Origin of the sequence: Microbacterium hydrothermale (genome assembly GCF_004854025.1) — a bacterium.
In the GTDB taxonomy this organism is placed as follows: domain Bacteria; phylum Actinomycetota; class Actinomycetes; order Actinomycetales; family Microbacteriaceae; genus Microbacterium; species Microbacterium hydrothermale.
Window position 1 is genome coordinate 123,957 of the sequence record NZ_STGM01000001.1, and the last position, 14,729, is coordinate 138,685.

Consider the following 14,729-nt stretch of genomic DNA (forward strand, 5'->3'; position numbering starts at 1 on the left):
GGTGCGCACCCCGTCGAACGCCGCCGATCGATACCGGCCCGCTCGTCGCACCGGAGCGATGTCGGAGGTCGCCGTTAGCGTGGAACGCATGCAGATGACGGATGCCGCCACCCCCGGCGGTACGACGGCGAGCGACGGTCTCGACGCCGACCAGCGCGAGATCGTCGCGTGGCCCGCCACCGCCAGCGGCGTCGTCGTGGGGGCTCCGGGGTCGGGCAAGACGACGACCCTGCTGGCGCGCGTGCGCGAGCTCGTGGCATCCGGTGTCGATCCCGACCACCTGCTCGTCCTCACCCCCACGCGGCCCGCGGCGACGGCGCTGCGCGATCCCCTCGCGCTCGCGGTCGAGCGCGCGACGGCCGGCGCGCTCGCGCGGTCGGTGGCGTCGTTCGCGTTCCACCTGGTGCGGGGTGCGGAGGTACGGCGGGGCGGCGAGCCCCCTCAGCTGCTCACCGGCGGCGACGAAGACCAGATCATCCGCGACCTGCTCGAGGGCGACGCCCTCGACGAGCTCGAGGGCGCGTCGCGCTGGCCCGACTGGCTGGGCCCGACCATCCGCGCCACCCGGGGGTTCCGCGGCGACCTGCGCGCGTTCCTGGCGGAGTGCACCGAGCTCGGACTCGGCTCCGACGACCTGACCGCCCTGGCCGCGCGACACGACCTTCCCGTGTGGGCGTCGCTGGCGTCGTTCGCCGACGAGTACCGCGCGGTGCGGGCGGAAATGCGCGGCGCGCACCGCGACGCGGCAGACCTCGCGCGCGAGGCGGTGTCGGTCCTCGACGACGCCCTCGCGGATCGCGCGCTGCTGGGGCGCTTCGCGACGCTGCGGTGCATCCTCGTCGACGACGCCCAGGAGCTCACCGCGGGAGGCATCGACCTGCTGCGCGCCTGTCGCGCCCTCGGCATCGGCGTCGTCGCGTTCGGCGACCCCGACGTGGGATCGGGGGCCTTCCGCGGGGCGACGCCCGAGAATTTCGCGCGTCTCGCGCGCGAACTCGGAACTCTCGCGGCGCTCCGCACCCCGCACCGTGGAACGCCCGAACAGATCGACCTGGTGCGCCAGGTGGCATCCCGCATCGGCGCGGCCGGCGTCGTGGCGCACCGCAGCGCGCCCGTCGGCGTGGCGGGGCAGGGCTCGGTGCGCACCTACCTGCTCCGCTCGCCCGCCGAAGAGGCCGACGCGATCGCCCGCATCTTGCGCGAACGGCACGTGATCGAGGGAGTGGCCTGGGGATCCTGCGCGGTCATCGCCCACGACTCGCGACAGGTTGCGACCCTCGAGGCCGAGCTGGCCGCTCGCGAGGTGCCCGCTCGCGCCAGCGGGCCCGGTCTCGCCCTGGGTGCGCAGCGACCGGTACGCGACCTCGTGCGCCTGGTCGAACTCGGCACGACCGCTCCGGAGGAGTGGGTCGCCGACGACGTCGTCGACGCTCTGCTCGGCACGTTCGGGGGCCTGGATGCCATCGAGCTGCGGCGACTGCGCACGGCCCTGCGCCACGAAGAGGTCGGGGCCGGGGGAGTGCGCGCGGCGACCGAACTCCTGGTGTCGGGCGTGCGGTTCCCCCTCGAGCTGGCCACGATCGACTCCCGGGAGGCTCGCCGCGCGATCCGTCTCGGCGAGACCCTCGCGGCGCTGCGCGGCCAGGCGGAGGGCCGGGCGACCGCGCACGAGCTCCTCTGGACGGCATGGGAGCGCAGCGCCCTCTCGCGCACCTGGCGCGAGGCCGCGCGCGGTCACGGGCCCATCGCCGAGCAGGCCGATCGCGACCTCGACGCGATCGTCGCGCTGTTCCAAGCCGCCAAGCGCTTCACCGAACGCGAACCCGACGGCGAAGCGGCGGTGTTCCTGCGGTCCGTCCTCGACAGCGACGTCGCCGAAGACCGCATCGAGCAGCCGGCCGTGGTCGACACGGTGCGCATCCTCACCCCCGCCGCGGCCGCCGGCACAGCGTTCGACACGGTTGTCATCGCCGGTGTGCAAGACGGCGTCTGGCCGAACACGCGGTTGCGTGGCGGTCTGCTCGAGACCTGGCGTCTCGCCGACGCCGTGCAGAACCCCGACCTTCCCGCGGCGGGCATGCTCGATCGCCGCCGCGCGGCGATGCACGACGAGCTGCGCCTCTTCGTCCGGGCGATCAGCCGTGCCGACTCCCTGCTCGTCGTCACCGCGGTCGACGACGACGACACCGGGCCCAGCGTGCTGTTCGAGATGCTGCCGACCCCCGAACCCGCCGCGGCGATCCCGGAGCACCCGCTGTCGCTGCGCGGGCTCGTCGCGCGGCACCGCCGCTCGTTGACCGCTCCGCGCGTCGCCTCCGCCGAGCGGGTGCACGCCGCCGGGCAACTCGCCCTGCTGGCGAACGCCGGAGTCGCCGGTGCCGCCGTCGAGCAGTGGTACGGCGTTGCTCCGCCGAGCTCCACCGCCCCCTTGCGCGACCTCGACCGCGAAGACGTGCGCGTCTCGCCCTCGCGACTCCACGCCCTCGAGGAGTGCCAGCTCGACTGGGTCATCGCCGATCTGGGCGGCGACCGCGGCGGCACCACGGCGGGCATCGGCACCATCATCCACGCGGCGCTCGAGACCGCGGCATCCTCGTCCGAAGACGACCTGTGGGCGGTCGTCGACGAGAGGTGGGGAGAGCTCGTGTTCGACGCCGCGTGGCGCGAGCGCGCCGAGCGCCTGCGTGCGCGCGACCTCGTGCGTCGGCTCGCGGCCTACCTGCGTCGGTTCGACGACGCGGGCGGACGGCTCATCGGCGCCGAGCGGCACTTCGAGGTACCGATCCCGATCGCCGATGCCGGCGCGCACGGGGCCGTGCTTAGCGGCGACATCGACCGGGTCGAGCTCACCCCGTCGGGCGAGGTCGTCATCGTCGACCTCAAGACGGGCAAGAGCGAACCGCAGACCGACGCGAAGGTCGCCGACAATCCGCAACTCGCGGCCTATCAGCTGGCGTTCTCGTCGGGCTCGATCGAACAGGTGGCGGGCCTGCCCGCCGGCGGGGCGAAGCTGCTTGTCTTGCGGCCGACGGCCGCGACGAAGGACTACGCCGAGCCGACGCAGAAGCCGTTCGACGAGGAGCAGCGGGCCGCGTTCGTCTCGCGTGTGCAGAGCGCGGTGGACGTCATGCGGGGGACGACGTTCGCGGCCCCGTACGAGGTGCACTGCCGCGACGAGTTCTCGTACGGGCTGTGCCGCATCCACACCGTCTCGGCGGTGAGTGCGTCATGAGCGAGGTGTTGTCGGCGGCGACCATCGCCGCGGCGCTGGGGCAGTTCCCGCCCACGGTCGAACAGACCGCCGTGATCGAGGCCCCGCTCGAACCCGCGCTCGTGGTGGCGGGAGCCGGCAGCGGCAAGACCGAGACGATGGCGGGCCGCGTCGTCTGGCTCGTCGCGAACGCCCTGGTGCGTCGCGACGAGGTGCTCGGACTCACCTTCACGCGCAAGGCCGCGGGAGAGCTGGCGGAGCGCATCCAGCGCCGCCTGCAGCGGCTGTCGGAATTCGAGGCGCGCGGGCTCCTGCCGTTCCTCCCGCGTCTGCACGCGGAGGGCCGGCTCGACGTGTTCGCCGATCTCTCGTCGCTCGAGGGGGCCCGGGGCGACGCGGCGCGGCGCGAGGCACTCGACGCGCTCGTGGCCGCGACCGGGGCCGAGGGGCCCGATGCGCACGACGGCGACCAGCTGCTGCACCGCCCCACCGTTTCGACGTACAACAGCTTCGCCGACTCGATCGTGCGCGAGCACGGCCTGCGCATCGGTCGGGATGCCGAGGCGGCGGTCCTGTCGGAGTCCGCGGCGTGGCTGCTCATGCGACGTGTCGTGTTCGCCTCCGACGATCCGCGGTTGGAGGAGCGCCAAGAATCCCCCCGTACGCTGATCGACGCGGCGCTGCGCATCGCCCGCGACGGCGTCGACAACCTGGTCGACCTCGACGAACTCGCCGCGTTCCCCGAGGAGTTCGGGCGGATCGTCGAGCGGCCCTCGACCTCCGCGCGCGTGAGCGTCTACAAAGAGGTCGGGGATGCCGCCGCGAAGGTCTCGGCGCTGTCGCTCCTGGCGACGCTCGCGGCCGCCTACGACCGCGAGAAAGCCCGGCTCGGCGTGATGGACTTCGCCGACCAGGTCGCCGGGGCCCTGCGCATCGCCCGCGAGCACCCCGCGGTGGTGGCGGAGCTGCGTGCCCGCTACCGCGTGGTGCTGCTCGACGAGTACCAGGACACCTCCGTCGTGCAGACCGACCTGCTGGCGACCCTGTTCGGCGGCACGGGGGTGATGGCGGTGGGCGATCCGCACCAGGCCATCTACGCGTGGCGCGGGGCGAGCGCGGGAAACCTGGGCGGCTTCCCGGCGGCGTTCGCCCCCGACGTCGACTGCCGACGGTTCACGCTGCTGACGAGTTGGCGCAACAGCGCGCAGGTGCTCACCGCGGCCAACGCGGTGCTCGCTCCTCTCGCGCCGCGCGCCGCCGTGGCGGTCGACGAGCTGCGACCGCGACCCGGCGCACCGGAGGGACTCGTCGAGACGGTCTTCGAGAACGACCTCGACGCCGAGGCCGACCGAGTGGCGGCCTGGTTCGTCGGGGTGCGCGCTCAACGCGCCGCGCACGGGCGGTCCACGACCGGGGCCTTGCTGTTCCGCAGCAAGAAGCACATGGTGCGCTTCGGCGACGCGCTAGGGCGACGCGGCATCCCCCATCGCATCCTCGGGCTGGGGGGACTGCTCACGACCCCCGAGGTGGTCGACGTGGTGTCGGTGCTGCGGGTGATCAGCGATCCCGAGGCGGGGTCGGCGCTCATCCGCTTGCTGTCGGGCCCGCGCTGGGCCGTGGGCCTGGCCGATCTGCGCGCGCTCGCCCAGCTCGCGAAGCGTCTCGCCACGCATGACGTCGCTCTGCAGCCGCTGCAGCCCGACGTCATCGATCGGCTGCGCTCGACGCCGGGTGCCGACCGCGCGTCGCTCGTCGACGCCCTCGACTTCATCGCGCGCCAGAGCGACGGTCACGGCTGGCTCGCCGACATCACGCCCGACGGACGCGCGCGGCTGCGGGAGGCCGGCGCGGTGTTCGCCGGGTTGCGCCGCAGCCTCGGTGCGCCGATCCCCGAACTGATCCGCCTCATCGAGGCCGAGCTGCGGCTCGACATCGAGCTGGCCGCGAACGAATCGCGTGGCCCCGCGCGCGTCGCCTCGGCGCAGCTGCGGGCGTTCGTCGACGAGATCCGCGGCTTTCTCGCGGCCGACGAGTCGGGCTCGGTGTCGAGCCTGCTGGCGTGGCTCGATCACGCCGAGCAGGCCGACGAGTTCGCGCCGCGCACCGAGCCGCCCGAGGACGACGTCGTGCAGCTGCTCACCATCCACGGGTCGAAGGGTCTCGAGTGGGATGCCGTCGCCGTGGTGCGTCTCGTGGCGGACGAGCTCCCCTCGCTCGCGCGCGACACGAAGGGGTGGTTGGGGTTCGGCATCCTCCCGTCCGAATTCCGTGGTGATGCGGCCTGGCTCCCGGTGTTCGGGTGGCGAGGGGCCGAGACGCAACAGGATCTGAAGGCCGCGATCGAGTCCTTCGTCGCCGATAACCGCGGCCGACAGCTCGACGAGGACCGTCGACTCGCCTACGTGGCCTTCACCCGCGCGCGCGATCACCTGCTTCTGTCGGGGTCGAGCTGGTCGGGCACGAAGCGTCCGCGCCGGCCGAGCGTCTTCCTCGACGAAGCCCTCGAGGCGCTCGGGATCGACCTCGTGATCGACGATCCCGGTGACGACCCGTACGACGGGGAACGCCGCCTGCTGCACTGGCCGCTCGATCCGCTGGGTTCGCGTCGCACAGCCGTCACGGCGGCGGTCGCACACGCGCAGGCGGCCAGGAACGCTCCGCCGGCGGAGGCCGACCCCGACCTCGATCTGCTGTTGGCGGAGCGGGCCGAGCGGCTCCGCCCGGCGCATGCGCCCGCGCCCACCCGCATCCCCGCGTCGAAGTTCAAGGACTTCGTCGCCGATTACGGCGGAGCGGTCGAAGACCTGCGCCGACCGATGCCGGAACGCCCGTATCGGCAGACCCGTCTCGGCACGCTCTTCCACGCGTGGGTCGAGCAGCGCTCGGGACTCGTGGGGTCGGGGGTCGGGCTCGACGACGACGCGCTGTGGGACGACGACGAGGCCGGCTCCTCCGCCGCGGATGCGGCCGAGCTGCAGCGGCTGCGCGAGTGCTTCGAGCGGTCCGAGTGGGCGTCACTGCGCCCGATCGAGGTCGAGACCGAGATCGATTACGTCACGAGGCGGCTCGACGGCCGGGACCACGTGGTGATCTGCAAGCTGGACGCCGTCTACCGGCACGGTGATCGCTACGAGATCGTCGACTGGAAGACGGGGCGCCCGCCGACCACCGAGGCCGAGCGTCGATCGCGCATGGTGCAGCTCGAGCTGTACCGCGAGGCTTACCACGCGAAGCACGGCATCGACCTCGATCTCATCGACGTCGCGCTGTTCTACGTCGGAGACGAACTGGTCATCCGGGGCTGACCGCGCCGGCGGCGCCTCTCCACCGGCGCGAGAGACTGCGGGAGCCGCCGGCACGGGGCGCCCATTGCGGCGGGGAGATCTGGAGAGCCGACTGCCGAGGGGGTACGCGCAGCGAACCCGCCGCCGTGGGAGCCCACGGCGAGCAGCTGCGGAAACCCGCCGCCGTGGGAGCCCACGGCGAGCATCTGTGGAAACCCGCCGCCGTGGGAGCCCACGGCAAGCAGATGGGGAAACCTGCCGCCCCAGGAAGAGCCGCGAGAGCCCGCCGCTGCGGCGTCAGATCGTGTCGTCTGCGACGCCCCAGCGTCGGAGGGCGGCGCGGCTCGCGCGCGCGGCATCCTCCTCATCGTCGACCGGCGAGGGGTCGGGCTCGGCGGGATCGTGGTGCGCGCGGATCGCGGGCTCGGCCCCCTCGCCGGCGTCGCCGGACACGGCCGACGAGCCCCAGAGCGAGGTGGTCGCGGTCTCGCCGCGAAGGGCGGGCCCCTGGGTGCGCGCGTCGTCGTCGTCCCACCCGTCCAGGTCGAGGGGGGCGGTCTCCTCGGGGTCGACGTCGTCTCGAGCGGGCAGCTGATCGACGTGGATCGCGCCGGTGTCGGCATCCGGATCGTGGTCGTCGAGGGCTTCGGCGAGAGCCTCCGCGGCGGCGACGCGATCGCGCTCGGCCGAGAGGTACAGCGACAGGGCTTCGGGGTCGTAGGCGTCTGTCTGCATCGACGTGTCGACGACGGCGGGCGCGGCGACGGGAGGCACCGACTCGACGAGGGCCATGGCGTCGTCGATGTCGCTGCGGGAATCGGGCACGATGTGGTCCCCGCGCACCCCGTCGGCGAGGGCGTCGAGCAGGGCGACCGCGTCGGCGACGACATCGCTCTCACCCGCGTCGTGACCGTGCACGAGCCAGCGGGCGAACTCCAATTCGGCGTAGAAACGGGCGCGCTCGCGCAGCAACGGATCGGGGGAGCGTTCGCCCGCCGCCGCGTAACCCTCGTGCACGTCGTCGGCGGCGAGGGGAGCGGATGCCAGCCAGCGCAGATCGACAGCCGGGTCGCCGACGCTGAGACCGCCCCATTCCAGGATGCCGACCACGTGCGGCACGTCGTGCTCGTCGTCGGCGAGCACGACCGAGGCGCTGGTGGCCCCGCCGAGGACGACGGCGGACTCGAAACGCCACAGGTCGTCGACGTCGACGGCGCGGCGCCAACGCAGCATGAGATCGTCGCTGACGCGTCCGGTGGCGTCGGCGCGATCGAGGAGCCTCTTCACGTCGTCGCGCACCTGCTCGGGGGAGCGGACGGGCAGTCCGTCAGTGCGGACGATCGACACGGGCAGGGCGTGGACGGCCGCGAGCGCGGCGCCGATCGCCGGAGCGTAGCCGGGGCCTTTCGGCAGGTGCGCGGGGTCGATGCGGTACCCGTCGATGTGGTCGACGACGAGCACGCGCTGCGCGCCCGACCCGGCCTCGCCGAGCACTTCGGGCACGGCGAACGGCAGGAGGGCGCGGACTCCCGCGGTCAGCGCGTGCAGAGCTCGCGCCTCCGCGGCGAGATCCGACGACGCCTCGTCGCTTGCGGGCATCCGCACGACGACGTCGCGTCCGTCGTCGGTCGTCGCGAGCGCGGAATCGAAGCGTCCGCCGCTGTTCTCGGTCAGCGCACTGACGCTCGAGATCGCGGTGCGCGGGAGGGCCGCCGTCGCCGACGCGGCTAAAATGAGGGGCGAGCGTGCCATGCCCCCCAGGGTAGGTCGGGGCTTCACCCCTCGGCCTGCGCCACGCCCTTCTGCGGTGAGGTCGGGCCTTCCCGTTCCCCGTCCGCAGCCGCCACCAGAGAGGTGCCCGATGCCGCTTTCCGCGCCCATCCCGGTCGACGCGTCGGAGCCGTTGCGCGTCGACCGTTCCGGAGACGAGCGCGTCGACGACGCTCTGCTCGGCCGTCTGCGTGCCGACCGGTCGAGCCGCGTCCTGCTCGTGCGTCGTGATGCGGCGCCGATGCGCGACGGGCGGTTGGTCCTCGTCGAGGCGGGATCGCCGGCATCCGGTGACGTCCCCGTGCGCGAGTGGGCGTTCCTCGGCCGCTCGGCCGACGGCGCGGCGGTGCTGCTGGCCGTCGTGGCCGACGATGCTCCCGACGATCTCGTCCCGGATGCCGCGTGGGCGGCGCTGCGGGCAGCAGGGGGCGATCTGCCGGTGACGGAGGCGGAGGTGTTCACGAACGCGGTCGCCCTGGCGGGCTGGTTGCGCGACGCTCCGTTCTGCCCGGCGTGCGGAACGCGCACGGAGGTGCGCCACGCCGGATGGTCGCGGCACTGCCCGAACTGCGGTCGCGAGCACTTCCCGCGCACCGATCCGGCCGTGATCGTTCTCGTGCAGTCCGCGGAGTCCGACGATCGGATCCTCCTCGGGGCCAACGCCGCGTGGGGTGGAGATCGGTACTCCTGCTTCGCCGGCTTCGCCGAGGCGGGGGAGTCCCTCGAGGACGCGGTGCGGCGCGAGGTCGGGGAGGAGTCGGGCGTCCGTCTCGACGACATCGCGTATCGCGGGTCGCAGGCCTGGCCGTACCCGCGTTCGCTCATGCTCGGCTTCCGGGCGCGCGTCATCGACGACGACGACGACGCGCGCGCCGACGGCGAAGAGATCGTCGAGGTGCGGTGGTTCGATCGCGAGGAGATCGGCGCGTCCCTGCGCGGCGAGGGGACGGCGCAGCTGCCCGGCCCGGCATCGATCGCGCGTCGGCTCATCGAGGACTGGTATCGGGGCGTCGCGTGACAGGTCCTCTCGACGGGCTCGATGAGCACCAGCTCGAGGCGGCTCGGGCTCTGCGCGGTCCCGTGTGCGTGCTGGCGGGCGCCGGCACCGGCAAGACGCGGGTGATCACGCGACGCATCGCGCACGGCGTGGATACCGGGGCCTACTCTCCGCAGCGGGTGATGGCGGTGACCTTCACGGCGAAGGCGGCGGGTGAGATGCGGGGGCGACTGCGCGCCCTCGGCGTCTCGGGCGTCTCGGCGCGCACGTTCCACGCAGCCGCCCTCGCGCAGGTGAACTTCTTCTGGCCGACCCTCGCGGGGGATCAGGCGCCGTCGATCATCGACAACAAGGTGCGCATGCTCGCTCACGCGGCCGACGGCGTGGGCCTGGCCCCCGACACGGCGACGCTGCGCGACGTGGCGGCGTCCATCGAGTGGCGCAAGGTCACGCTCCGTTCGATCGATCAGTACGCGGCCGACCGCCCCGAGGGGGTGGGCCGTCTCGGTGTCGATCAGGTGGTCGCCCTTCAGCGCGCCTACGAGAAGCTCAAAGACGAGCGGCGGCAGATGGACTTCGAAGACGTGCTGCTCACGTGCGCGGGCATGATCGAGGCGGAGCCGCGGGTGGCGGCGGCCGTGCGGGAGCAGTACCGCCACTTCACGGTGGACGAGTTCCAGGACGTGTCGCCCCTGCAGAACCGCCTGCTGGAGTTGTGGCTTGGCGACCGCCGCGACCTGTGCGTGGTGGGCGATGCGAGTCAGACGGTGTACTCGTTCACGGGTGCCGACGCGCGCTACCTGTTGGAGTTCGAGCGCACGCACGAGGATGCGCGGGTGGTGCGCCTCGAGCGCAACTACCGCTCCGCGGCTCCCGTGCTCGCGGTGGCCAACGACCTCATGCGCGGACGCGCGGGGGCGCTCGAACTCGTCGCCGCGCGCGCCGAGGAGGCCCCCGTTCCGACGGTGCGCGCCTTCGACGACGACGAGGCCGAGGCCGTCGCGGTCGCCCGGTCGATCGCCGAGGCCCTGGCCGGGGGCGTCGACCCGCACGACATCGCCGTGCTCTACCGCTCCCACGCGCAGTCCGCGGCGATCATGACCGCCCTGGCGGCGAAGGGGATCGCCGCCTCGGTGCTGGGCGGGCGCAAGTTCTTCGACCTGCCCGAGGTGCGGCAGGCGCTCATGGCACTGCGCGCGGCGTCGGTCGCTCCGATGCAGACGGGGTTCCTCGGCACGGTGCGCGACGTGCTGCGCAGCGTGGGACTCACGGACGATCCGCCGGAGGCCGGCGGTGCCCTGCGCGAGGCGTGGGAGGCGCGCGCCGCTCTCCTGAGGTTGGCCGAGGAGGCTCCGGAGGGAACGGATCTGCGCGGGTTCACCGACGACCTGCAGGCGCGGGCGCGCGACCAGCACGAACCGACGACGCGCACCGTGACGCTCGCGACGTTGCACGCGGCCAAGGGACTCGAGTGGGACCATGTGTACCTCATCGGCGTCAGCGAGGGGCTGCTGCCCATCTCGTATGCGAAGACGTTCGAGGCGGTCGACGAGGAACGCCGTCTCGCCTACGTCGGCGTCACGCGCGCGGCGCGCACCCTGTCGGTGAGCTGGGCTCGGGGTTTCGGACGGATGGAGCGGTCTCCGTCGCGTTTTCTGCGAGAGATCGGCAGTGGCAGTCTGCGCTCGGCCGATGCAGCTCCCAGACCCGCCGGAACGAATCGACGTCGAGGCGTAGCGACCGCGTCTGGGGCGCGCCCGGAGCGGTGAGCAGGAACCGCGCGGCGCGCCCGGCTTCGGCCGCGAGGGCGACGTCGACCTCGGGCCGAGGTCGTCCGACCAGCTGCGCGGCGATGACGGGCCAGTCGGGGTCGTCGTGGCGCTGATCGGCGTCGAGGCAGGCCAAGCACGCGGTGAGGCCCGGTCGCACGACGGGTCCGACGCGGGCCCGGCCGCCGTCGAGCACGAGGGGGAGGTGCGCGATGTCGTCCCTCATGAATGTCGCCGCCCGTCGGGGCTCGACGCGGTAGGCGCCCAGCATCACGACCGCTGATCCGGGCGGCGCCGTCTCGCTGGCCGGTCCGGCCCACGACAGCACGCGCGCCCGCGCGGGAAGAGCGGCCAGGACCGCCCGCACGGCGCGCGCGGGCAGATCGTCCGCGGTCTGCACGACGACCGGGGCATGCCGTCGCCGCGAGCGACACGCCGGCGCAACGGCGGCGAGCAGATCGTCGACGTGCCCCTCGGGCGCGCCGTACAGCCGTCCGAGATTGCGCGCGGCCGCGCGCGTCGTCCCCTCGACGAGGGCGGGCACCACGACGTCGATCCAGTCGGCGGCGTAGGGGGCGACGGCGAGCGGCGGCGCACCGAACTGCACCCGGCCGTCGTCGCGCCACAGGGGGAGGGCGGAGGCGGAGAGACGGATCATCGCCCGATCATGGCGCGCCGTCAGCCCCCGGATGCCGTTGTCCACACGTCCTGCGCCGACCTACGGCGGTGGGGAGGAGCGGTGCCGCGTCATCCCCACGGCGCGCTCACGGGTGGCTGCCGAGACCAGGTCGATCCGTCATCCGCTCTGTCGCCCCTTCCAGAAGCGTCGCCGCGCATGAACGAAGGGACGGACGTGGCGCGGCGGAGAGCCGCGCCACGTCCGTGCGTCGTCAGACCGGTCGCTGGTCTCCCGGGGCGGCGTCGTCATCGGGGTCGGCGCGGGGCCCGGAGTCGTCGGCACCCGTCGACCCGTTCTCGCCGACCTCGTCCGCCGACGCCGGGGTCGCGGCATCCGTCGCCCCGGCGGCATCCGTACGATCGCCGGGCGCCGAGCCCTCGGCATCCGGACGACCGCCGCTCGCCTCTTCGGCGAGCAGCTGCGCGAGGGCGTCGTCCATCGCGTCGGCGGGCGCGGCCTCGCCCCGCGACGCCGCGGTGACCCGCGCGATGAGGGCGGCGGGATCGTCGATGTCGTCGGACGAGGGCATGAGGTCGGGGTAGTCCCACAGCGCGTCGCGCCCCTCGACGCCGACCGCCGCGGTGACCGCGCGCCACATGGCGGCGGCTTCGCGCATGCGCCGCGGGCGCAGTTCGAGACCGACGAGCGAGCCGAGCGCCTGCTCGGCAGGTCCGCCGACGGCGCGGCGGCGACGCACCGCTTCGGCGATGCGCGCGGCGGAGGGGAGGCGCGAGGTGGCGTCCTCGGTCACGACGTCGACCCATCCCTCGATGGTCGCGAGCAGGTTCTCGAGCCGGGTGAGCGCCGCCGTCTGCTCCTCGGACCGCTCGGGCAGCAGCGCGCCGCTCTCGAGCGCACCGCGCAGCTCGTCGGGCTGCGAGGGGTCGAACCGAGACGCCAGCTCTTCGAGGGCGTCGGTGTCGACGCGGATGCCGTGCGCGAAATCGCGCACCTGCGAGATCACGTGCAGGCGCAGCCAGCGGGCGTGGCGGAACAGGCGGGCGTGCGCGAGCTCACGCGTCGCGAGATACAGGGCGAGCTGGTCGTCGGGGATCTCGAGATCGCGGCCGAAATCGGCGAAGTTCTGTGGCAGGATCGCCGCGTCGCCGTCGGGCATGAGGGGGATGCCGACGTCGCCCCCGCCGACGACCTCGGTCGACAGGCGCCCGACGACGTGCCCCAGCTGCGTGGCGAACAGGGACCCGCCGACCGTGCGCATGAGGCGCCCGGCGCCCGCGATCATGTCCTGCATGTCCTCGGGGGCCTGCTGCCCGAGAGCCGTGGTCAGCGCGTCGGCGATGCTCGTCGCGACGGGCTCGGCGAGCTCCTGCCACACGGGCAGGGTCGCGCTCACCCACGCGCCGCGGGTGACGGCGCGCGGCGGGCGCGGGAGGTCGCTGATCGTCGTCGCCTCGCCGAGCCAGAGGCCCGCGAGCGTGAACGCCTGATCGAGGTCGGTGCGCTGACCGGTGGTCACGCCCAGGCCGTCCTGGTTGGCGATGTGGAGCGCCTGACGCTCGGCGAGGCTCCAGTCGACGCCCTCCTGCGTGCCCGAGAACGCGCCCTGCAGCTGGTTCATCACCTGCTGCAGCATCGCCGGGTCGATCTGCATCCCCGATAGGCGGGAGAGCTGTTCGGGGTCGATCCCGCTGGTGTCGCCCGACATGAGGCGACGCATGAGCTCCTGGAACTCCTCCTCGGGGCTCCGGTCGTCGTCTGCCACTTCAGCCGCCTTTCAGCCAGGTCTGGGGGAACGAGATCTACGCTAGTCGCACGTTTCCCCGCAACAGTCGGCCCGGCCCCTCGCCGCTTACGCCGCGCGCGAACGACCCGGACGAAGGACCCCCACTGTGACGCTGTTCGACGAGAACGTCTCCCTCGTGCCCGCGCCCCGACAGCGCTGGAGCCGCGCCACCGTCGCCGGCGTGTGGGCTCTGGCCGTGGCGCTCGTGGTGCTCCTGGTCATGACGTTCCTGCCCACGGCGTACGTCATCCAGCAGCCGGGACCCGTCTACAACACGCTCGGCACGTCGACCAACGCCGACGGCGTGGAGACGCCCCTCATCACCGTGCCCGAGGAGAAGGACAGCACCACCACCGGTCAGCTCGACCTGCTCACCGTGCAGGTCAGCGGCAACCGCGAGCGCACGCCGTCGTGGATCGAGCTCGCCATGGCCTGGTTCGACCGCTCCCGCGCGGTCGTGCCCATCGACCGCATCTTCCCCGCCGGGCAGACCACCGAGCAGCGCAACACCGAGAACGCCGCCCTGATGAGCGACTCTCAGCTCGAGGCGTCGGCCGCAGCCCTCCGCGAGCTCGGGTACGACGTGCCCGGTGAGATCGCGATCGGCACGGTCGACGACGCCGGGGCCGCCGCGGGCGCGCTGCAGGTGGGCGATGTCGTCACCTCGGTCGACGCCGTCGCGGCCGCGAACATCGACGCGATCCGCGCCGCCGTGCAGGCCGCGGCGGGCAAGCCCGTGACGGTCGCGTACACGCGCGACGGCGTCGCCGGCACCGCGACGATCACGCCGAAGTCGACCGAGGCGAACGGCCAGCAGCAGTGGCTGCTCGGCATCGGCCTGCAGGAGTCGTTCGACCTTCCCGTCGACGTCAAGATCCAGCTGAACGACGTCGGCGGACCCAGCGCCGGCATGATGTTCGCGCTCGGCATCATCGACAAGATGAGCGAGGGAGACCTCACCGGGGGCCAGCACATCGCCGGCACCGGGACGATCGACGCCGACGGCAACGTCGGTCCGATCGGCGGCATCCGGCAGAAGCTCTACGGAGCCCGGGATGCCGGGGCGACGGTGTTCCTCGCCCCGGAGTCGAACTGCAACGAGGTGGTGGGGCACGTGCCCGACGGCATCCGGGTGTTCTCGACCGCGACCCTCGAACAGTCGCTCACGGTGCTGCAGACGATCCGCGACGGCGGCGATCTCGACGCCCTGCCGACGTGTGGTTCGGGATCGTAGCATTCACGGCGAACCCCGAGAACGGCGCGCCTAGGATGAAG

At 73.1% G+C, this 14,729-nt stretch carries 7 protein-coding genes; 5 read left to right on the forward strand and 2 right to left on the reverse strand.

Going from position 1 to position 14,729, the window contains the following annotated elements:
• The first annotated feature begins 88 nt into the window (after positions 1 to 88).
• The gene (locus FB047_RS00585; RefSeq protein WP_240752399.1) at positions 89 to 3,232 is read left to right on the forward strand and encodes an ATP-dependent helicase; all 3,144 of its coding nucleotides are present in this window, start codon (positions 89 to 91) and stop codon (positions 3,230 to 3,232) included.
• Entirely contained in the window at positions 3,229 to 6,516 is a 3,288-nt protein-coding gene (locus FB047_RS00590; protein ID WP_136585320.1) for an ATP-dependent DNA helicase, read from the forward strand. Before FB047_RS00585 ends, FB047_RS00590 begins: the two co-directional genes overlap by 4 nt.
• 276 nt (positions 6,517 to 6,792) lie before the next feature.
• Here the strand turns inward: FB047_RS00590 and FB047_RS00595 are convergent, their stop codons facing one another.
• Positions 6,793 to 8,247 (reverse strand): phosphotransferase, encoded by a 1,455-nt coding sequence (locus tag FB047_RS00595; protein ID WP_136585321.1) that lies wholly within the window; start codon positions 8,245 to 8,247, stop codon positions 6,793 to 6,795.
• 109 nt (positions 8,248 to 8,356) lie between these two features.
• On the opposite strand from FB047_RS00595, the gene nudC reads away from it, so the two are divergent.
• The gene (gene nudC / locus FB047_RS00600) at positions 8,357 to 9,283 is read left to right on the forward strand and encodes an NAD(+) diphosphatase (protein ID WP_136585322.1); all 927 of its coding nucleotides are present in this window, start codon (positions 8,357 to 8,359) and stop codon (positions 9,281 to 9,283) included.
• On the forward strand, positions 9,280 to 11,031 hold the full coding sequence (locus FB047_RS00605; RefSeq protein ID WP_136585323.1) for an ATP-dependent helicase: 1,752 nt from the start codon (positions 9,280 to 9,282) through the stop codon (positions 11,029 to 11,031). The genes nudC and FB047_RS00605 overlap by 4 nt, the downstream gene beginning before the upstream one ends.
• Positions 11,032 to 11,921: 890 nt before the next feature.
• Here the strand turns inward: FB047_RS00605 and FB047_RS00610 are convergent.
• Positions 11,922 to 13,433, reverse strand: a complete 1,512-nt coding sequence (locus FB047_RS00610) for a zinc-dependent metalloprotease (protein WP_240752401.1) — start codon at positions 13,431 to 13,433, stop codon at positions 11,922 to 11,924.
• A 127-nt stretch (positions 13,434 to 13,560) separates the two neighbouring features.
• Here FB047_RS00610 and FB047_RS00615 point away from each other — a divergent pair, with 127 nt between their 5' ends.
• Complete coding sequence (locus FB047_RS00615; RefSeq protein ID WP_136585324.1) at positions 13,561 to 14,688, forward strand: YlbL family protein; 1,128 nt, start codon at positions 13,561 to 13,563, stop codon at positions 14,686 to 14,688.
• Positions 14,689 to 14,729 lie beyond the last annotated feature (41 nt).

Bases quoted from the DNA above. Each gene is read 5' to 3' on its own strand.
- FB047_RS00585 (WP_240752399.1), top strand. From the start codon at position 89: ATGCAGATGACGGATGCCGCCACCCCCGGCGGTACGACGGCGAGCGAC.
- FB047_RS00590 (WP_136585320.1), top strand. From the start codon at position 3,229: ATGAGCGAGGTGTTGTCGGCGGCGACCATCGCCGCGGCGCTGGGGCAG.
- FB047_RS00595 (WP_136585321.1), bottom strand. From the start codon at position 8,247: ATGGCACGCTCGCCCCTCATTTTAGCCGCGTCGGCGACGGCGGCCCTC.
- nudC (WP_136585322.1), top strand. From the start codon at position 8,357: ATGCCGCTTTCCGCGCCCATCCCGGTCGACGCGTCGGAGCCGTTGCGC.